Source organism: Fontibacillus phaseoli, assembly GCF_003337355.1.
Lineage (GTDB): Bacteria > Bacillota > Bacilli > Paenibacillales > Paenibacillaceae > Fontibacillus > Fontibacillus phaseoli.
Genome location: NZ_QPJW01000009.1, coordinates 39229 through 59810, shown reverse-complemented (window position 1 = coordinate 59810; position 20582 = coordinate 39229). Strand labels below are relative to the sequence as shown.

The following is a 20582-nucleotide window of genomic DNA, read 5'->3' as shown; positions in this document are numbered from 1 at the left end:
GAATCGATGAAAATATTGCTTGTGGATAACTATGATTCCTATACCTATAATCTGTTCCAGCTCATTGCGCAAGTAAACGGGGAAGAGCCCGTGGTCATTAAAAACGACGATTTGGAATGGGAGCAACTATCCAAATACGATTTTGACGGCGTCATTATTTCTCCCGGTCCGGGACGTCCCGAAGTTCCGCGGGATTTTGGGGTGTGCGAATCGATCATCCTCCAGTCCGGCGTACCCGTGCTTGGCGTTTGCCTCGGACATCAAGGGATCGGGCACCTGTACGGAGCCCGTGTAACGCAAATGCCGGACATCATGCATGGAGGGATCAGCCGGGTAGAGCATACGGGGGCAGACCTTTTCCTGGACATTCCTCAACAATTCCAGGCGGTCCGCTATCATTCTTTAATGGTTCAGGATGTGCCTTCCGACGAGCTTGAAATTACGGCTTGGTGTGAAGATAACGTCATCATGGGCATTCGTCACCGGAAGCTGCCGGTCTTCGGCATTCAATTCCATCCGGAATCCGTTTGCACCGAGTATGGACACCGGATTATCGGAAATTTCATTGGCATAACGAAGAAATTTTGGGCCGACAATCCGAAATCATGCCCGGAGGACAAGACTCCGCTTGAATTTTTGCATTTGACGGAAGGAAAGCGGGAGAAAGCCATACAAGAACGAAACGTAGATCGTAGCGTTCAACCCGTTCAAATACTTGTCCGCAAAATCAATCATTTCGCCGATCCCGAACAAGTCTTCACCCAATGGATTCATGACAGGGACGTTTATTCCTTTTGGCTGGACAGCAGCAAAACGGATCAAGGTTTAGCCCGCTTTTCTTATATGGGAAATACGTCAGGACGATTCAGTCAAACTGTTAAGTATGAAGTGTCCCGTAAAATCGTCACCGTGACCAGTAGAGGCATAACAACGGAGCATAGAATGACGATTTACGAATACCTGGAACGGCAATTGGCCCGGTTCACTGCTGAACCTGAAGTTCCGTTCCCGCTGAATGGCGGATTTGTGGGGTATTTGGGATACGAATTAAAAGCCGATTCCGGTGGAACCATGGCCTATGCAAGTAAACTTCAGGACGGATTGCTGGTGCTGGCTGACCGGATGGTGGTTTTTGATCATCAGGAACATTGCATGTATTTGCTGTGCCTCGCATTCCAGCATGAGGATGAAGCTGAGCCGGGGAAAATGCAGGATGAATCCTGGTTGGACGAGATGGATCGCCGGTTGAGGCACATCGATGGCAAGCCGGTTGACCGTTCCTCGGGTACAACGTTCGGCAAACCTCCAAATTGTCCGGATATGCTTGCTTTTCAACTAAACCGAAGTTACCCGGAGTACATTGAGGATATCGTGAATACGCAACAGTTTTTGCGTCAGGGAGAATCGTATGAAATCAACCTGACGAATGAACTGGAAGTCAGCTGCGCTGTCGACCCTCTGCAATTGTATTTAACCCTAAGGCAGATCAACCCGGCCCCTTACTCGGCATATTTATCCTTCGGCGATGTTCAAGTGCTGTGCTCTTCGCCGGAGTGCTTCATTAAGGCAGACCGGGAGGGGGGAGTCCAGGCCAAGCCGATCAAAGGTACGTCTGGAAGGGGAGCCACACCAGACGAAGACAACGAGCTCCTCCGGAATCTGGCCGTCAGTGCGAAGAATCGGGCGGAGAATCTTATGATTACGGATTTGATGCGTAACGATTTGGGACAGGTCTGCGAGGTCGGAAGCGTCACGGTTCCCAAACTGATGCATATCGAAACTTATCAGACCGTGCATCAGATGGTAACGACCGTTTCCGGAAAACTGAAAAAGGGAAATACCGCCGTTTCCTGCATCCGTACTGCCTTTCCCGGAGGCTCGATGACCGGGGCGCCGAAAATCAGAAGCATGGAGCTTATCGACGTGTTGGAGCACCGCCCGCGCGGCATTTACTCGGGCAGCATCGGATATTTCGCCTTGAACGGGTCTGCGGATTTTAATATCGTGATCCGCACGATCGTATGTCATAAAGGCAAGCTGACCATCGGCGTAGGCGGGGCCATTACGGTTCTTTCGGACCCGGAGGAAGAGTATGACGAGATGCTTTTAAAAGCCAGGGCCCTGATTAAGGCCATCGTTCTTACGGCTTGCGGCGGCTTTGATTCGGAGCGGTATTGCATCCTGGGTGACCGCACTCCCGTGCCTGCGGACGTTAATATGTTTTGAACGGAGGTTTATGGATGAACACGCTATCTAAGGATCAGATCGAAGGAAAGATTACCGAATTGCTTCAAAACCAGCTCGAATCGGACTTGGATTTTCACGGCGATATCGATTTGCTGGAGTACGGGTTTGATTCGATCAAGTCGATGATGTTCAGCATTAGGCTGGAAGAGGCGTTCGGTATCGATTTTGACGCAGAGGACCTGATGTACAGCAATTTTGCCACAGTAAACAAAATCAGCGAAATCGTAATGAAAAAATTAAGGTGACTTCAATTTAATGGGAGATGCGTGATTCGTATGCCAAAACTGGACATTCGGCCAGACCGGCTGGAGAGAATACCGAGCAGGCACTTTGAATATTACAGTTGCCTCGAAGATAGCGTAAAGACGTTGACGCGCTGGCTTGGGCATGACTGCGAATTGATGTTTCAGGGTTCATGGAATTTTAGCTTCGGCAGGCGCGGCTGGTTTCATAAGGACTGGGAACTTTCGTTTCGCCGCTGGAAGTTTGATTGGCTGGACCGGATCTATGGCGTTAAACTTACGTCCCGTTGTACCGATGTCCATAGCGATTTGCAAATGATAGGAGATGAGCTTCGACAGGGCACGCCCGTTATACTTGCGGTTGATTGCTACTGGGTCCCCTGGGATTCCGGGTTTCAAATGAATCATAACGGAGGTCATTGCTCTGTCGTTGCTGGTATGGATGAAGCAAAACGGGAGCTGACTTGCGTAGATGGCTACTTTCTGAGGAAAGATGCCGTGATGCCCTACGATTGTCTGGAAAAAGGCTATAAAGGATTTTGGAAAATCGAGCTGAATGACCGGCCAAGTCCTGCCATTACCCCTCCAAGGGTCCGGCAAATGCTGCTAGAACAAGCTCAACGCTTCAAAAAACATAGAATGTATGAGCAAATGGCTTTTTTCGGCAGTTCGATCTCAACCTCCCGGGAAATCCTCATCCGGGATGAAGCGCAGCATCAAGAGCTCGGACGGACCCGATGGTGGGGAATTATCGGCAGGGTCGCCGACGGCAGAGTTGAGTATTGCCTGTTTTTAAGACATTTGGCGGCTCATTTGGAGAAGGGGGAAGAGGCGCTGCGCGAGATGGCTGCCGAGGTGTGGGCCTGCGGCGAACAGTGGCATCTGATCAAAGCGCTGCTCGAAAAAGCAGCCCTGTCGCATCCGGACAGGCAGCATGACTTGTTTCATGACGCCGCCGACAGAATCAGGAGAGTAGCGTTGAAGGAACAGCAGATATCGCAGCAGCTTTTATTGCAATTTTAATAGCCGGAGAGGTGAGTTATGAACCCTGTTAACGAGACGGCCACCTTTGTTGTTCCGCATTGGAGCGAGAATATGTCTTATACCTGCACGTTTCTAAATGAAGCCATCGAATCGATCATGAACCAAAGCGACCCCGATTGGCAAATGATCATCATTGATGACGCATCTCCATGTTTGGAAGCCAAACCTTACTTGCTGGATTTGCAGAGCAAACATCCGGACCGGATTGCGGTCGTGTTGAACGAATCCAATCTAGGCCCCGGCGGATGCAGGAATGTCGGAATTGCCATGGCTTATGAGCGAAGTTCGCCGTTCATCTTATTCAACGACGCGGACGATCTTTCGCACAGCAACAGACTGCAAACGGTCAGAACCATCTTACAACGTAATCCTGGAGTGGATGTCGTATATACCAGTTTTCAGGTTATCGACGAGCATGGCGGATACGTCGGTAAAGACAAGCTGACAGCCTCCATCATTGAAATATTGGATAGCCATGAAGATCATCCGGTGCAAGGCCCGGAAGCGTGGATTGAGATGGGGACGATGACGGGTTATACCAATCTGACTTCGGCTACGGCGGTCAGAACAAGTCTTGCCTATAAATACCGTTTTCCCGATGTCAGAGTGTCGGAAGATTATTATGCCTGGCTGCTATACTCTGCCGGAGGCGGCGACTACGCATATGCAAGCGGAATTCACTCCAAATATAGAATTCCGCAGCAAACAGGCTCGGCTACGCGGGCCAGACTGAAACAATATTACGCAGAGAAAGCAAGGGTCGACGAAATGGGATTTTTGGAAGCGTTGAGAATTGCCGGCGAGAAGGACGAGTGTTATTCCGAACCCGAAATCGTAAACGCTTTACTGTACAAATTTTATGTCAGGCTCAGTGAAACGCTGGTCAAAGAACGGGAGTTTCATTTGGCGAACGAGCAGATGCTTAAGGCCGAACGCTGCATGATTAACCCCGGTGGGAGTCTATGATGGAGGATCTGCGCGGAGACATCGTAATCGGATATGTTGGAGGCCGGCCTAAACGGGTAAACGAAAAGGCAATCGACGAGCAGTGGATTTCTTATTTGGGACAATATGCCGATGTCGTGAAGATTCCTCCGCTAGCTTTCATCAAATTGTTTGACGGATCGATAGAGCAATGGATCCGGCGTTATCCTTACGGCATGCCGTCACTTTCGGAGAAGCTGTCTGCTTTATGCTCCAGGTACCGGATAAATGTACTGTACATAAATTTGCCGGTTATCGTTCCTTATTTGTTGCTTGCCCGAAATTATATCAAGTCGGATTTGAGTTTCCTGCTCATTGCGCATTCGGTAGCTTCTCCTTTTTGGTTAAAACAGTGGCTGGCGATTGTCCCGAGCTTGGCAACCCGGGACATCCTGCTTGTCAGCAGCAGTTCGTGCAGGCAGGCTCTACTGAATATTTCTGCTCATTATGACCGGGCTGAATTTATCCCCTTGTGCATCTCACTTCAGAATAAAGACCGCATGTCTTTATCCACCCAAGTACCGGCAACCGGGAATAACCTGGCCCGCCAACAGCTGCTGGCTATCGGAAGAATTGAAAATGTAAAAAACACAGACTTTTTACTCCATTGTTTTGCCAAGGTGCATACCGAATTTCCCCAGGCCCGCTTGACGATCGCGGGAGAATATACAGGCGCGACGCCGGAACAAATGGCAATTTACAGACACTATATTACCGGTCTTGTTGAGGAATTGGATTTAGAGGGTGTTGTAGTATTTCCCGGGATCGTAGAGGGCGAAGCAAAAGAAAAGCTCTTTATGGCCGCCGACTTGTTAGTAAATTTCTCGACCGATCCCGGCGAGACGTTTGGATTTAACCTGCTTGAAGCGAAAGCTTGGGGCATTCCCGTTGTTTGTACGAATTGGGACGGCTTCAGGGAACTTGTCGATCATGGCCATGACGGCTTTTTGGTCGACTGTTGCTGGGAGAATGACTATCCGACAATCGATTTGGCACAGGCCGTCTCCTATTGTTTGCAAATTCTGTCTGACGGCTGCCTTAGAGAGTCGATGTCGAGAGCGGCCAAACAAAGTGCGCAAAAATACGATTATCAGGTCATCGTACCTAAGATCGTGGAAGCCATTTACCGGCGGTTTGGAGAACCTTGCGACCCCGTTGTTTCGAAAGATGCCATATTCAATACACCGCTTAGCTTCTGCCCTGACATTTATCATCTGCATCATTTGCAGCAATTTTCTTTCATAAATGATTCATTATTCTCGATTCTTAGAAGTCCCAATGACGAACCCATGGAGGAGTGGATGCCCAAAGCGAAGCCGATCATCAAGCATTTTTGCGAGAGGAGCGTGGAGCGGGTTTAACAGGTTGAGAGGAGGAGAATGAAATGGATTTTAATCTATGCACGATTTCCTTCAGACATGAGCTGGTTTCGTTTGAAGAGTTGATGGAGTTCGCCGTCAAGGCTGGATTTACCGGTATTGAGCTGTGGTCCGTTCATGGTAAAGCCATGTTAAACCGTGAAGGGGAACGGCTGTTGCAAATGGTACGCAGGCTGCGTTCCTATCATTTGCACGTACCGATGGTTAGCGATTATATCGATCTGTCCGCCGGCTCATCCGCCTATGGAGAGCATTTGAAGAGCTTTCAGCAAAGTATCGATCTGGCTTGCATGTTTGATGCGGGATTGATTCGGTTGTTTGCGGGAAACAAGGCCAGTTTGCAGGTGGACAGGTTTGAGCGGGAATTATGGATCGACCGCCTAGGTGAGTTAACGGAACGGGCCGGCAGGCGCGGAATTGGGCTGGCGATCGAGACGCATCCAAAAACGATGGCGGATACGCTGCAATCGACGCTGGACTTGATTCGGGATATTCATCATCCGCAATTAACGGTCAATCTGGATTTTTTGCATTTATGGGAATCGGGAAGTCATCCGATAGAAGCATTTCGAGAACTGCAGCCGTTCGTCAGCATCATGCATTTGAAAAATATTTCCGCCAAGCAGCATCTCGGCGTGTTCGAGCCGGGAAATGTATATTCCCCGAACGGGAGCAGGGAAGGGATCGTGGCTTTGGGGGAAGGGTTGGTTGATTACAAGCAAGTCATTTCATGCTTAATGGAACAAAACCTCCACGTATCGGCCTCACTGGAATGGTTTGGGCGCAACCCCTATGAGGCGTTGTCCAAAGACATCGGCTGGCTGAAGCATGCGGAGGCGGGACAAACCGTATAGAACAAGAACGCTTCATTCAAAATCGCAACTATTCCGAATGGGGGGTGCCGATGCTACAGGTCAATAAAGACAGGTATAGCCGAAGCGACCTTGAAGACCAATACAGGTGGCTGGAGGGACAGCCTTTGCTTCATTCGCCGGAGGGGAAAATGTTCTCGCTATGTCTGAACCATCCGCTTTTTATCTTGAGCATCGCTCAATATTTACGTGAGCGCGGCGGTTCCCTATTGCTGCTGCGAGGGGATACACCGGTTGTCTCGGCGAGGGAGAGCTCGCAAAAGGCGGGATGCCATGTGCTGATATATGGGGATGACCGGCAAATGATTGCTCTGGACGGAGGGGCGGCGCAGGATACGCCTTCGCTCATGCAGTATTCATCGGGGACGACCGGAGAGCCGAAGCTGATCGTGCGGAGCTGGCAAGAGATACAGGAAGAAATCGTGAATTATAACCGGCGGATTGTCACTACGTCGGAAGAAGCGGCGATCATTCTAGTTCCCGCCCATCATTCCTTCGGATTCATAACGGGAATGCTGGCGGCGGTGGAACGGGAAGCCTTGCCGATCGTCATTACGGACAAAAATCCGAAGTTTGCGATTCATATGATTCGTTCATGCAACAAGTCCATTACTTACGGGGTTCCCTTTTTGCTGAATCTGCTGATGTCTTTCAAACGGCAACCGGTTGCCTTCGACCGTGTTATCAGTTCGGGCGCGCCAATGCCGGCTTCTTTGCTCGAATCGCTAAATAGTTCTTCAAATCAGGTATGGAGCCAATACGGCTGCTCCGAATGCGGATGCATTTCGGTAGGGGTACATCCCGAAACCGCCGGCAGTGTCGGGAAACCGCTGGATCATCTGCGTCTATCCTTGGAACCGGGACAGACCGTGCCGCAGGAGATCGCCGTATTTGCTTACGGGAGGCAAACAAGAACCGGGGATCTGGGCTTGCTGGATGAAGCGGGCGAACTCCTGGTGATGGGCAGGATGGATGATTTGATTAATGTATCCGGTTTAAAAGTAATCCCTTCGGAGGTGGAAAGGGTTATCGATCAAATGCCCGGAGTAAAGGAATCCGTTGTATTCAGGGGCAGACATCCCGTGTGGGGTGAAGCGGTAAAAGCGCTGGTAGTTACGGAACCATTTCTGGAAATGAATGAAGTCAGGGAATGGTGCCTGAACAGATTGCCCCCCTTTAAAGTACCTCATTCCATTGAGTTTAGGGATGAAATTCCGAAACTGCCCAGCGGGAAGGTCAGCAGGAAACTATTAATCGAAATGGAGCGATGAAGATGACAAGAGAATCAATTTTGATTACGCTTACAGATTTGATTGCAAGTAATTTGGAGGTTCAGTTGCCTGAGGTTGTGCTGGAGTCGAGCCGGCTGTTTGAAGATTTGCATATCGACTCGCTGATGGTGCTTCAACTGGTCGTTTACATCGAAGAGGAGTTCGACGTGGTTGTGCCGGAAGAAGGGGTGGATCCTGCTGTTTTTTCTACAATGGGCATGTTAGTGACGTTCATTCAGGAGCTACAGGAAGCTATGAAAATTTAAGGGGGAGCGGAAAATGGGGATTTTATTTTCGGCACCGCAGATCGAATTTCAGATCATTCGCGAGCGCTGGTTAGAAGCGGTGGAACAATTAGCGAAGCGTGGGGTATTTGTGGGCGGCCCGTCCGTGGGCAGCTTTGAACAGGCGTTCGCGAGCTTTTCGGGGTCGGAGGGATCGGTCGGCTTAGGTAATGGAACCGACGCCTTGTATTTAGCGCTGAAGGCACTGGGGATCGGACACGGGGATGAAGTCATTACCGCTACAAATACGTTCATTGCCACAGTGGAGGCGATTCATCATACGGGAGCGACTCCGGTGTTGGTCGATTGCTGCGAGGATACCTTTCTGATTGATATTGAACAGGTCAAAGCAGTGGTCACTCCCCGCACCAGAGCCATTATCGCCGTTCATCTGTACGGGCAAATGGCTGATTTGAGCGAACTGATTCCGTGGGCCGGAGAACGAGGCATTGAAATCATTGAAGATTGTGCGCAGGCTGCCGGAGCGCGTCTTGACGGCAAGGGAGCGGGAAGTTTGGGGGCGCTGGGGTGCTTTAGCTTTTATCCGGACAAAAATTTAGGTGCCATCGGTGATGGGGGAGCGGTCATTTCGTCGTCACCGCAGCTCTTGTCCCTCCTAAGAAAACTGCGGAATCACGGCGGAGAGACCCGGTATGAACATGAAATCGCCGGTTTCAACTCCCGGCTTGATCCGATTCAAGCGATCGCCCTGGAGCTTAAACTGGCTTATCTGGATGACTGGTCGTGCCATCGCCGCAGTATGGCGGCATGTTACCGTTCCTATTTGGATGGCGCAGCTTCCATCATTGTGCCGTCAGACCGGGGAGACGAAAGTCATGTCTATCATCTCTTTGTGGTCAGGGTAGACACGCAGATCAGGGAAACTTTGAGAAAACAACTGCAAAAGAAAGGGATTTTGACTGCCGTACACTATCCGCTGCCGGTCCACCAAACGCCCGCCTTTAGACATTTGGGCTATGATTCGGGGACATTCCCCGTAGCAGAACAATTATCGAAAGAAATCATTTCACTTCCGATGCATATCGGAATGACCGAACGGGATGTACAGGAGATTGCCGGGGTCGTCAAAGAGGTACTCGGAAAAATTACGGCCTAGACGTGAATTGGTTTTCGGAAAGGAGCTTTGTTATGGATCATCAGATGTCCGTGTTGCATTCAGATATCGCCGGATATGTATGGACGGCTATTGGCGGTTTGCTCAAAGACCCCCATATCGCGGAACGCACCGACGAACATACCATGCTTTGGGAGCTCGGACTGAGTTCTGTTCTATTGATTACATTAATCATTCAACTGGAAGAACATTATAAAATTTCTTTTGATGACGCCGGCATGTTGGAAGAGAACTTTCAAACGGTCGGCAAAATTAAGCAGATGATCCTGGCCAAGCTTGAACCTGAGGGCGGATGAATATGAAACGTCTTGAAACCCAGTGCCTCCTGGATTGTTTTGCCTTTGCACTCAGTGAGCAGCCGAGCTATGACTATCGTCCGCTTTACTTTGGAGCCTGGAATCCGCAATTTGCGCTTAATCAGGCCGGGACCATCTCCTATTATTCCAAATTCATCACGTCCGATGTTTTTCTGGAAAGGTTTCAGTATTTGTACCGGCAGCCTATTACCGTTTGGCATAATTTGAAAAAAAGCAGGCGAAAAAACTTTCAATATTTGCTGCGGGATATTACGAGCAAGCCCGATCATTGTTATCACATTATTTTAGTGGACGGTTATTATCTTTGCTATCCGAACCAGTGCTATAAAATCAAGCATGCTCCGCATATCGTCATGCTGGAGTCCTATCATCCTACGGAGGGCTGGAGCGTCATCGATCCGTATTTTGGCTGGAGAGGGGTCATCGATCATCAGTCGATGGCTCAAGCGTTCGGCTGCGGGAAACTGATCGCCGGATTCAGGCTGGATAAGCGAGATATTCAAGTTCCGGATTTCACGAGCGTATGCGCTTTATTTGAATCCACGCTTTCCTTGGAGAGCAACGATTTGATCGATTTGATGAAACCGCTGTTTCAGCAGGCGTTGCAAACCGGCAGCGAGTATTCAATGCGGAATCTGTCCGAAGCCTTGGCGGAAATCGGTACCATGGGTAAACGAAAAAATGCCTACCTTACCGCAGTCGGTTTTTTCTCAGATGGTACGGATCCGGACCCCCGGATAACAGAGTCGAGCAGCAAGTTGATCGCCCGGTGGAATTCGCTCTCGATCCAGGGGGTCCGTTTGGGGATTGTACCCAGTTTGGTGAATGCTGAGAAGCTGTACGAATTGTTGCTGGAAATAGAAAGTTTGGAGCAGGACATTAAAACTATGTTGTGGTCGCTATATATGCAGTGGAGAGAGGAGACGTCAGAAATAGAAACGGTGAAATGACGGCAGGCGAGGAAAATGGGGGGGATTCAGACGTGAATTATTCATTTGCTCTCGACAAATCGCTGAATGAACAGCAAATGGAGTTGTTGTACGGCAAGCTGATTTATAGCATTGAAGGAATAGTAAGCTGCATAGTGGATGCCGATAATCATGAAGTCGTACTGGATATTACGGATCCGGAGAGGTTGCCGGTGATTGAAGACACGATAACGGCCTTGCAGGAAGAGGTTAAGCGAGTGCGTACCGTTAAACGCAGAGTGATCAAATCCACTCAACAGGGCGGAATAACGATACAGGATGCCGCGGTGACTCAGAATGCGGATAGCCATGATTTCACTTTACACAAAGAACTCGGCGCCGAAATGCCGGCAGTGCTGTTTAAGGCGCTTGAAAACGTCTTTACGCACCTAACGGAATTATTCGGAGCGGAGAAGAGAAAGTATCCTTCCCTGATTTTGCAAGCCACGTTAAGCAAGTTAAATTACATCGAAACTTACCCGCAAAATATTTATCTTGTCTCCGAAATTCCTCATCAAATGGAGACCCTTGAAAGCGTGCGCCACCATGAACATTTTGAGAGAATTCCCAGGTTAAGCGGCTATGCCCTGACCCCCGCAGCCTGCTTCCATTGTTATGAGGAACTCGAAGGTCAAGTTGTTAACGGACCGCTGGTATTGGCTTCGACAAGCAATTGTTTCCGCCATGAAGCGCCTTGGCGGCTCGGTAAGCACCGGATGAACGAATTCAATGTCAAGGAATTGGCGTTTATCGGAGATGCCGAATTTGTTCGGGCTACCCGGCTTCAGGCGGTGGAAGAAATTTGGGCACTATTTACCGCGCTTGGCCTGGAAGGAAGCATCGAGACGGCGAGCGATCCGTTCTATTTTGAAGAGGATGTGCTGAAGGGGCAGCATCAATTAATGGCCGATATGAAATATGAGCTTATTTGCCGGCTGGATGGGGGCAAGGAATCTTTTGCGATTTCATCCGTCAATGATATGCGCCAGTCTTTATGCAAAGCTTTTGATATCCGCGACCGGAACGGGAATTGGCAACATTCCGGCTGCGTCGGCTTTGGCATTGAACGTTGGATGTATGCGCTGTTTGCAACTTACGGGAATGTACTGGCTTTTTGGCCGGAGCCTATTAGAAAATTGCTGGGGCTGGAATCGGAGGATCACTTGGAGAAAGGAGTTGAAGAGAAAGCATGAAACTGGGAATAGCCGGGTATGGGAGAATTGTTGAATTGCTGCATTATCCGATGATTCGTAAGCTGAAAGAAGTTGAGCTGAGTGCGGTTTTTGACGTTACTTTGGAACGGCGGGAACTGGCTGAGAAAAGAGGATTGCAGGTTTACGGCGATTACGATGAATTTTTGGAGAATGACTTCGAGCTGTTGTTGATTGCCGCACCTCCCACATATCATTATGAACTCGCTATAAAAGCGTTGAAGCACGGCAAACATCTGATCATTGAAAAGCCCGTTACCGTAAACGCAGCCCAAGCGCGAGAAATCGCCGACCTTGCGCTGCGTTTGAACAGGGTGGTCACGGTGTTCCAAAACCGCAGATTCGATGCCGATTTCGAGTTCGTCAAATCTGTATTAAATGCCGGAACTCTAGGCAATTTGAAGTTCATTGAACGGTCCCATCATATGCCCGACTTAGGGATTGGTTTCGGAATCAAGTCGTACCACCCGGAGTGGCGCGGGAAGGAGAAGTACGGCGGAGGCATCTTACTAGACTGGGGAGTCCATTTGGCCGATCAACTGGTGGAATTGAGGCTTGGTCAGGTACAAGAGATCACGTCCAACATGCATAGATTGAGCCATGAAACCGGAGATGTGGAAGATTACTGCCATGCTGTACTGAAACTGGATACGGGAATTGTTGTAATGATCGACTTGAATGCAGCATCCTGTGCCAGCAAACCTTCTTGGATCATCGGGGGAGATCGTGCGACACTGCTGATTCATGAAAACGAGGCAATGCTTGAGCAAAAAGGGGAGGCCCCGAAACGGGTTCCGATTCCGCCGAATTCCAGGTTTGCCGGCGACCGGATTTATACCAGCTTCATCCAGGAAGTAGCGGGAAGAGGCACATGCGCCGTTACGATTTCCGAGGCTGTGGAGAGCATGGAACTGCTTGATGGAATTAAAAAATTTGCCCTTAAAGAAGAGGTGATGTTATATGGTTAATCCGGCCAAAGTAAAAGTAATGACAAAACCGGAGCTTGTCAACATTGGCCCGCTGGAATGCGCGGCATCGTGTATGGCTACCTGGCTAAATATGCACGGCCAGGATTATCGCTTGTTTGTGGCGAATTACTGGAACGTCCATTATGAGCAACACACGCTGATCACAAGCAGAACCCCCAATTATTATAATATGGACAGTTTATACGGGATGGCGATCCGGGCAGATATCGGTCGGATTCCGGATTTAATCACTGAAATTCGTGAAGGCAATGGTGTAATGTTCATATGTAACGCGTCCGGGTTATTCTATTTCCCGCGCAATATCCTGACGTTTGAAAGCGTAAATGCAAAGCATTGCGTGTTGGTGTATGACTATAACGAACAGACCGGAAAGTTTGCGGTAATTGATCCGATTGCGGAATTTTGCGGTGAAGTAGCGGCAGCGGAACTTGAAGCCGCAAGTGTAATGAATAATGAAATGCTGTATTTTTCCGTCGGGAGTCATTTTGATGATCGCAGCCGGCCGCTCGGCGATAAGCTGGCGATGGCTGCGGAAAGAAACTGGATTTCCTTTGATAAACCGTATATACCCGGTGGAAAACAAGCTTTGGAAATACTGGAGCGTGATATTGAAACTTGTTCGGGCTGGAGCGAGGTAGAGCGAAAATCCTGGGTTGACCGGAACAATATTTCAATCATGGTGTTTCATAAATTGCGCCCGATGATCTGGGAGAGCTTCGTAAGTTTCGGACAAATGAAGGAGACATCGGTTATCACTGGCGGAGAAATCATGGAGGACATCAAGCAATTATGGAGGTCCCTTAATCTATGTCTGATCCGATTGGGCCGGAAAAGCGATGATCCCCACAAAAGGGAGACTTGTCTGGAAAAGGTTGCTCAGATTAAAGCGTCGGAAATGAAGTTTCTAAAATTCTTATACAACGAACTTATAGATTAATCATATTGTCGAAATCCGGCAGTGCTCCTTGTAAAGGGGTACTGCTTTTTTGATTGCAAAAGAATGGATTGACGAAAACAATATTTTGGAATATTGTATATTTTGAAACTTAGTATCATATTATATTAAATTTCTTTTTTTAGAGAAAAAGAAAAAACTTAATCAAACTTTACTTTTGGGAGGAATGAGAGGGATGGAAGGTATGGTTATCGGTTTCGGGGAAATGAGTCCGGAGCTTAGGACTGCGGCAGGAGGGAAAGGAGGTATGCTCTCCATGATGTTTTGTGCGGGATATCCCGTGCCGGAAGGGTTTGTAATTCTGCCAGCGGCGTTTGAAGAAGGAAGGTTGACCGAACTGGCGTGGGCCGGGATCCAATCCCGGATAAACCTGCTTAGGAAGAAACACAAAAACGCCAAATTTGCCGTCCGATCTTCAGGGTTGAACGAGGATTCGGCCGAGGCGTCATTTGCCGGAGAATTCGAGACCGTTTTGAATAACAAGTCCGATGAAGACATTTTAAGATCCATTCAAACGGTATATCTCTCCGCGCAGGCCGAAAGGGTTCAAATTTACAGTTCCGTCAAAGGTGTTGATTCCGCTCACCGGATCGCCATAGTAGTGCAGCTCATGATCGATAGTGAAATTTCAGGCGTTCTATTTACCATCGATTCTCTTACGGGCAGCAGAAAAACGATGCAGGGGAATTTCGTGTACGGGTTGGGGGAGCAATTGGTGTCCGGCGAAAGCAATGCTGAAGCCTTCTCGCTCATTCGTCCCGGCGGGAAGTATTCAGGCCCCGTCGGATTCAAAAAACATGCGCTCCGGCTATATAAGCTTGCCTCCAGATTGGAAGCCGAATTGGGAAATCCTCAGGATATCGAATGGGCTGTCGTGAACGGAAAGATCTATATTTTGCAGTCGCGGCCGATTACTACGATAGGTATAGGAAGCCGGGATTCGTACGAAATTAACGATTCTTTGGCGAGCGATGACCTTTGGATCAATACGAACGTCGGCGAATCGATATCCGATGTCATGACTCCGTTAAGCTGGTCCCTCCTCCGTTTGCTGGATGAGGAACACAGTTTGCTTCCGGGCCATTACGTGATGTCGGGAAATATTTGCGGTAGAGTGTACTCCAATATCAGTCGTCCGCTTTCCATGTTTGCGGCTTTTGGAATCTCTCCGAAAACGGTGTTGCGTAAAATGAGCCGGGTATTCGGAAACATTCCCGAGGAGATCGAGGTGCCGTTGTTTCCTTTTTCAAGATGGGAATTAATTAGGGTTACGGGGGGCAAGTTTTTCTATCATCTGAAAAAAACCAAAGAAGCGGTTCGGAATGCCGGGCAGTTTCTGCAAGAAACTCGGACATGGTGCGAGCGGGTAACCGAGGAAATCTCGATGGCCAAAACCCGGGCACATTTAGCTGACTTATGGAACCATACACTTTGGCCATACAACGTGAATGCGATGTGGTATGCCCTCGAAGCTCCTTCGCGGCAAATGCAAAACTTTGAAAAATTGCAAGTCAAGCTCGGCAAACTTGTGGGCGAGGAAGATGCGAATCATCTTTTATCATACGGGAGCGGGTCTTCCGAACTGGAAAGCCTGGGTCCGCTTTTAGGGATTTCCAAGGTACTGAAAGGGGAATTAAGCCAGGAGCAATATATTGAAAAATACGGGCATCGCGGCCCGCATGAATTTGAATTGTCGATCCCTGCACCGGGAGAAGACCCCGCTTGGCTGGAAGGAAAAATTGCCGAGTCCAAGGCGAGTCCGATGGATGGAGATCATCTCTTGAAGAGTCGATATCATCAGAATAAAGAAACTTGGGAGCGGTTTGAGCAAAGCTATCCCCGAGCGGCAACCCGGGTGATCCGGAAAATGACATCGGCCTCGGAAGGCCCGAAATTGCGTGAAGCCGTCCGATCGGAATGGACGAGAACCTTTCGGGTCAACCGGCAGTTCGCCCTGAAGGCTGGCGAATTGGCGGGAATAGGTGAGGATATTTTCTTCTGGTATATCGATGAAATTTTGGCTTGGCTGTCAGGAGGATCTTTACCTGCGGCGAAACATCTGTCTGCCCGGAAAGAAGCCTATGCCAAATACCGGACGCTGCCGACATTTCCGTCCGTGATCCGCGGAAGGTTTGACCCTTTTGCCTGGGCGGAGGAACCGTTTCGCAGAAGTGATTATTTCGATGCATCGTTGCCGTTGACTCATGATCAGTCGGACAGCCTGAAGGGGTTTGCCGGCGCTGCAGGCCGGATTCAAGGCAGCGTTCGCGTTCTTGGACATCCGGATGAAGGGGAGCAATTGCAACCCGGCGAAATATTGGTGGCTTCTACGATGAATATCGGATGGACGCTACTGTTTCCCAAAGCCGCGGCGATTGTTACCGACATCGGTGCACCGCTGTCCCATGCGGCCATTGTGGCGAGGGAACTCGGGATCCCTGCCGTAGTGGGATGCGGGAGCGCCACCTCCAAGCTGAAAACAGGAGATCGGGTCCTCGTTGACGGAGGGCGGGGCATTGTCCAAATACTTGCGGAGTGATAATCTGTAAACTACGGAAGGTCGAGAGATCAGGAATCAAAGTTCATTCGAATTGAGGTGGCCGTCATAACGACAAACAGCAAACCTGGCGGAGGTTTACGCGAACGCAAGAAAGCAAAAGCGATGGCAGAAGTACAAAAACACGCGATGAGGCTGTTCCGTGAGCAGGGGTACAAAGCAACCACGGTGGAGCAGATTGCCGAAGCGGCGGAAATCTCGTACAGCACTTTTTTTCGTTACTTTTCAGGGAAAGAAGATGTGTTGACACGCGATAATTATGACCCGCTGCTGATTCGTGCTTTTGAAGAACAGCCTTCCGGGTTAAGTCCGCTTCAAGCGTTGAAAAACGCCATGGTTTCGGAAATTGCGAGAATGTCAGAAGACGAACTAACGACCATGCGGGAACGAAATCAGCTCGTGATCGCGATTCCGGAGCTTTGGTCGGCAACGGTGAACGGAATGACCCAGATGATGCAGCTGATAGCGGAAATGGTGGCGAATCGAGTCGGCCGCAATTCCGACGATTTGACGATACGCACGCTTGCCGGAGCCGTTGTGGGAGTAAATATATCGGTAATGCTTCATTATGCCGAAAATCCGGACGCGGACTTTGCCGGGCTGCTTGAAGAAGCGCTGGGCAAGCTGGAAAACGGATTGGGGCTGTGAAGGCTAGTAAAACTTGGCGATGAAAAATCCCGTTAAATAATCCACTGACTTTCTGAAAATAATGCTACAATAGAGGCCGGAAGCTTGTTAAGTTTGTTGCAAAGGAGTATGACCCATGTCAACCATACTGAAAACATTAACGATTGCCGGTAGCGATTCCAGCGGAGGCGCGGGGATCCAGGCGGATTTGAAAACTTTTGAAGAATACGGTACATACGGGCTTAGCGCACTAACGACCATTGTCACGATGGACCCGGACCGCGGATGGCATCACAGCGTTTATCCGGTGGATGCCGCTTTGGTTGCCGAGCAACTGAAAACCGTATTTGCCGGCGGGCCCGTCGATGCGATGAAAACGGGGATGCTGGGCAGCGTGGCCATCATTGAAGTTGTGGAAAAATGCATCCGTCAGCATGACCAGAAAAATGTGGTGATCGACCCCGTTATGGTCTGCAAAGGCGAAGATGAAGTGTTGAATCCCGAGAGCGCCGATGCGATTCGCGATTTGTTGGTTCCGCTCGCTACGGTCGTTACGCCGAATTTGTTTGAAGCTGGCGTCTTGTCCGGTTTGGGCCGTCTTACTTCCGTCGATGAAATGAAAGAGGCCGCAAAAATCATTCATGAGCGCGGCGCCGCGAACGTAGTCATTAAAGGTGGAAAAGCTTTGGAAGGCGATAAGGCCATTGACCTGTTCTATGACGGTGAGGAATTTGCGGTCCTGGAGACGGAAAAGATCGAACCGGCATATAACCATGGAGCGGGCTGTACGTTTGCCGCAGCGGTTACCGGAGGATTGGCTGACGGTTTATCCGTGAAAGAAGCCGTGGTCAAAGCGAAAAAATTTGTTACGGCAGCCATTTCTTCGGGTTATGCCTTTAACGAGTATGTGGGACCGGTATTTCATGGTGGGTATCGTTTGAACGGCGAATAAGGCGAAGTTTGAAAAATAGTACACGGACAGGCCGGTTTCCATATTTGGAAGCCGGTCTTTTTTTGTTTTTTCTGTAAGCAAAGTAAGAAATGATTACTGTTGTGATCCATTTCAAGCTGCGCATGTGTCCGGCTGCAATAATGAATGATAATAAATGAAAGCGATGGAAGTAAGCGTTTTATTCTTCTTGAATACCCGAAAAAAACGCGATTTGAGGCAAATTCCGCGATTTACAGAAAATGAGAGCAGGCGTAATATTCACTCTTGGATTTTAAATTCTTGATTCGCTGAATTTCCCGTATCGCGGGAAAGCGGGGGAACCGAATACCGGGCGTACCAGGCAAAACAGCCGAAACGAACGGTAAGGGGTGAATCCGCAGCATGTTCTGCAGAACATGCTGCGGAGGGGTGACTCTCGCCACCCTAATCCGACAGCTAACCTCGTAAGCGTAGTCCGAGAGAGGAATGATACTGTGCCCATGTAATGCAATCATGGACCGCAGGGGATCGTACCTCTGTGGTTTTTTGCTGTGCAAAAAGCCACGGAGTTTGCCGAAGCTCCTGTAAACCATTTTATGAAAACCTGATATCGCAAATTACCGATTCGGGTTAAAGATGGATAAGACGATTTACCAAAATTATTTAATCATAATCAGCCTTTGTATTTGCAAAAAATAAAGTACGGTGGTGTTGCAGCTATGTTTTCGATAATCAAGAGAGTGCTCATCGGTCAGCCGCTGAAGTCAACCGCACTCGGCGAACAAAAACTGAACAAAACGAAAGCCCTGGCCATCCTCTCATCGGATGCCTTGTCCTCCGTAGCCTACGGACCGGAGCAGATCCTGCTCGTCTTGATGACGATCGGCGCGGCTGCCTACTGGTACTCCATCCCGATTGCCGTGGGAATTCTGGTGCTGCTTGTAGCTCTCGTTTTATCCTACAGACAAGTAATTTATGCGTACCCGCATGGCGGAGGAGCCTACGTTGTCTCCAAGGAAAACTTAGGGGTTAACTCCGGGCTTTTAGCGGGCGGTGCTCTGCTGGTGGATTACATTTTAACCGTCGCGGTCAGCATTTCCGCGGGTACGGATGCCATCACCTCGGCTTTTCCGTCGCTGCATTCCTATAATGTGCTCATTGCATGTATTTTAGTAGCGGTTATCACGGTTCTTAATTTGCGTGGAATCACCGAATCGGCTTCTATTCTGGCTTATCCGGTTTACTTATTCGTGCTTGTCATATTTATCACTATCGGAGCGGGGCTTTATCAAATTGCAGTGGGTGAAGTCCCGGCCGACCTGCACTCCCCGATCGGTACGCCCGTGGCCGGACTTACACTGTTCCTGCTCTTGCGGGCATTCGCCTCAGGGAGTTCGGCCTTGACCGGGGTTGAGGCGATTTCAAACGCTATTCCCAATTTCAAGGACCCGGCTCCCAAGAACGCCTCCAGAACATTGGCTGCAATGGGCGTGCTGCTGGCCCTTTTGTTTACGGGAATCGTATGGCTGGCTTATTATTACGGAATTTCGCCTAAAGCGGAGGAAACCGTCGTTTCCCAGATCGCTTCGGCTACATTCGGGCGGGGCTTCATGTATTACACGATTCAAGGGATCACCGCGATGATTCTGGTGCTGGCCGCCAATACGGGATATTCGGCGTTTCCGCTGCTGGCCGTGAATCTGGCGAAAGACAAATATATCGCCCGAATGTTCACCGTTCGGGGCGACCGCCTCGGTTATTCCAATGGGATCGTTTTTTTGGCGGTAGCCTCAATCCTGCTTATCATTGTTTTTAAAGGACAGACGGAACATTTAATTCCGCTCTATGCGGTTGGCGTATTTATACCGTTTACGCTGGCGCAGACCGGTATGCTCGTGAAATGGTGTCGGGAAAAACCGTCAGGCTGGGGATTGAAATTAACGATTAATGCGGTCGGCGCTGTAATCAGCTTTACCGTCATGATGATCTTCTTCATCACGAAATTCACGCAAGTCTGGCCTGCGCTAATCTTTTTGCCGGCGATCGTATACGTTTTCCACAAAATCAACCGTCATTATGAAGCTGTAGGAGATCAATTGCGGATCACTACATGCGAACCGCCTTTAGCGATCAAGGGGAACGTAATGGTGATCCCAGTAGCGGGGATTACGCATGTAGTGGAAAATACGCTAAATTACGCGAAATCGTTGTCTCCGGATCAGATCATCGCGGTGTATGTGGCATTTGATAAAGAGGCGGAGAAGCAATTCGAGGAGAAATGGAACCAGTGGCACCCCGAAATCCGGCTGGTCACGCTGTTTTCCCAATACCGGAGTATTATCCAGCCGCTGACGAAGTTTATCGATACGGTGGAGCATAAGGCGAAGGAAATGAATTTTCGGGTGACCGTACTGATTCCCCAATTCATTCCGAAAAAACGGTGGCATAACGCCCTGCATAACCAGTCCAGTTTGCTGATCCGCGCCTTTTTGCTGTACCGGAGAGATTTGATCGTAACCACGGTTCCATATCATTTCAAAAAGTAAAAACGCGACATTTTATAATATCA

At 49.3% G+C, this 20582-nt stretch carries 18 protein-coding genes and 1 riboswitch; all 18 genes read left to right on the top strand.

Annotated elements, in window-relative coordinates; all coding sequences use genetic code 11:
• Nucleotides 1-6 precede the first annotated feature (6 nt).
• The 18 genes from pabB to DFP94_RS18530 all read left to right on the top strand — a co-directional run bounded on the left by pabB (nucleotide 7) and on the right by DFP94_RS18530 (nucleotide 20559).
• A complete protein-coding gene (gene pabB, locus DFP94_RS18615; protein ID WP_114497980.1) occupies nucleotides 7-2226 on the top strand; it encodes an aminodeoxychorismate synthase component I in 2220 nt (739 codons plus the stop codon).
• 14 nt (nucleotides 2227-2240) lie between these two features.
• Complete coding sequence (locus DFP94_RS18610) at nucleotides 2241-2492, top strand: acyl carrier protein (RefSeq protein WP_114497979.1); 252 nt, start codon at nucleotides 2241-2243, stop codon at nucleotides 2490-2492.
• Nucleotides 2493-2522: 30 nt separating this feature from the next.
• Nucleotides 2523-3512 carry a BtrH N-terminal domain-containing protein gene (locus DFP94_RS18605; protein ID WP_114497978.1) on the top strand — a complete coding sequence of 330 codons (990 nt, stop codon included), beginning with the start codon at nucleotides 2523-2525 and terminating at the stop codon, nucleotides 3510-3512.
• A gap of 18 nt (nucleotides 3513-3530) precedes the next feature.
• Nucleotides 3531-4499: a glycosyltransferase family A protein gene (locus tag DFP94_RS18600; protein ID WP_114497977.1), complete on the top strand. Its 969-nt coding sequence runs from the start codon at nucleotides 3531-3533 to the stop codon at nucleotides 4497-4499.
• Nucleotides 4496-5878 (top strand): glycosyltransferase family 4 protein, encoded by a 1383-nt coding sequence (locus DFP94_RS18595; protein WP_114497976.1) that lies wholly within the window; start codon nucleotides 4496-4498, stop codon nucleotides 5876-5878. Before DFP94_RS18600 ends, DFP94_RS18595 begins: the two co-directional genes overlap by 4 nt.
• Nucleotides 5879-5901: 23 nt before the next feature.
• On the top strand, nucleotides 5902-6750 hold the full coding sequence (locus DFP94_RS18590) for a sugar phosphate isomerase/epimerase family protein (protein ID WP_114497975.1): 849 nt from the start codon (nucleotides 5902-5904) through the stop codon (nucleotides 6748-6750).
• A 50-nt stretch (nucleotides 6751-6800) separates the two neighbouring features.
• Nucleotides 6801-8039, top strand: a complete 1239-nt coding sequence (locus tag DFP94_RS18585) for an AMP-binding protein (RefSeq protein ID WP_114497974.1) — start codon at nucleotides 6801-6803, stop codon at nucleotides 8037-8039.
• A gap of 2 nt (nucleotides 8040-8041) precedes the next feature.
• A complete protein-coding gene (locus DFP94_RS18580; protein WP_181873214.1) occupies nucleotides 8042-8305 on the top strand; it encodes a phosphopantetheine-binding protein in 264 nt (87 codons plus the stop codon).
• Nucleotides 8306-8318: 13 nt separating this feature from the next.
• Nucleotides 8319-9440 (top strand): DegT/DnrJ/EryC1/StrS family aminotransferase, encoded by a 1122-nt coding sequence (locus DFP94_RS18575; RefSeq protein WP_114497972.1) that lies wholly within the window; start codon nucleotides 8319-8321, stop codon nucleotides 9438-9440.
• Nucleotides 9441-9472: 32 nt separating this feature from the next.
• Complete coding sequence (locus DFP94_RS18570; protein WP_114497971.1) at nucleotides 9473-9754, top strand: acyl carrier protein; 282 nt, start codon at nucleotides 9473-9475, stop codon at nucleotides 9752-9754.
• 2 nt (nucleotides 9755-9756) lie between these two features.
• Nucleotides 9757-10725 carry a DUF6005 family protein gene (locus DFP94_RS18565; protein WP_114497970.1) on the top strand — a complete coding sequence of 323 codons (969 nt, stop codon included), beginning with the start codon at nucleotides 9757-9759 and terminating at the stop codon, nucleotides 10723-10725.
• Between the two features lie 32 nt (nucleotides 10726-10757).
• Nucleotides 10758-11936 (top strand): aminoacyl--tRNA ligase-related protein, encoded by a 1179-nt coding sequence (locus tag DFP94_RS18560; RefSeq protein ID WP_181873213.1) that lies wholly within the window; start codon nucleotides 10758-10760, stop codon nucleotides 11934-11936.
• Nucleotides 11933-12922 (top strand): Gfo/Idh/MocA family protein, encoded by a 990-nt coding sequence (locus tag DFP94_RS18555; protein WP_114497968.1) that lies wholly within the window; start codon nucleotides 11933-11935, stop codon nucleotides 12920-12922. Before DFP94_RS18560 ends, DFP94_RS18555 begins: the two co-directional genes overlap by 4 nt.
• A complete protein-coding gene (locus DFP94_RS18550; protein WP_114497967.1) occupies nucleotides 12915-13880 on the top strand; it encodes a hypothetical protein in 966 nt (321 codons plus the stop codon). Before DFP94_RS18555 ends, DFP94_RS18550 begins: the two co-directional genes overlap by 8 nt.
• 193 nt (nucleotides 13881-14073) lie before the next feature.
• Entirely contained in the window at nucleotides 14074-16437 is a 2364-nt protein-coding gene (locus DFP94_RS18545) for a PEP/pyruvate-binding domain-containing protein (protein ID WP_114497966.1), read from the top strand.
• 123 nt (nucleotides 16438-16560) lie between these two features.
• The gene (locus tag DFP94_RS18540; protein WP_114497965.1) at nucleotides 16561-17103 is read left to right on the top strand and encodes an acyl-CoA-like ligand-binding transcription factor; all 543 of its coding nucleotides are present in this window, start codon (nucleotides 16561-16563) and stop codon (nucleotides 17101-17103) included.
• Nucleotides 17104-17218: 115 nt separating this feature from the next.
• On the top strand, nucleotides 17219-18034 hold the full coding sequence (pdxK, locus tag DFP94_RS18535) for a pyridoxine/pyridoxal/pyridoxamine kinase (RefSeq protein WP_114497964.1): 816 nt from the start codon (nucleotides 17219-17221) through the stop codon (nucleotides 18032-18034).
• A gap of 275 nt (nucleotides 18035-18309) precedes the next feature.
• Nucleotides 18310-18500, top strand: a riboswitch (cyclic di-AMP (ydaO/yuaA leader).
• Nucleotides 18501-18732: 232 nt separating this feature from the next.
• Nucleotides 18733-20559, top strand: a complete 1827-nt coding sequence (locus DFP94_RS18530; RefSeq protein WP_114497963.1) for an APC family permease — start codon at nucleotides 18733-18735, stop codon at nucleotides 20557-20559.
• Nucleotides 20560-20582: the final 23 nt, after the last annotated feature.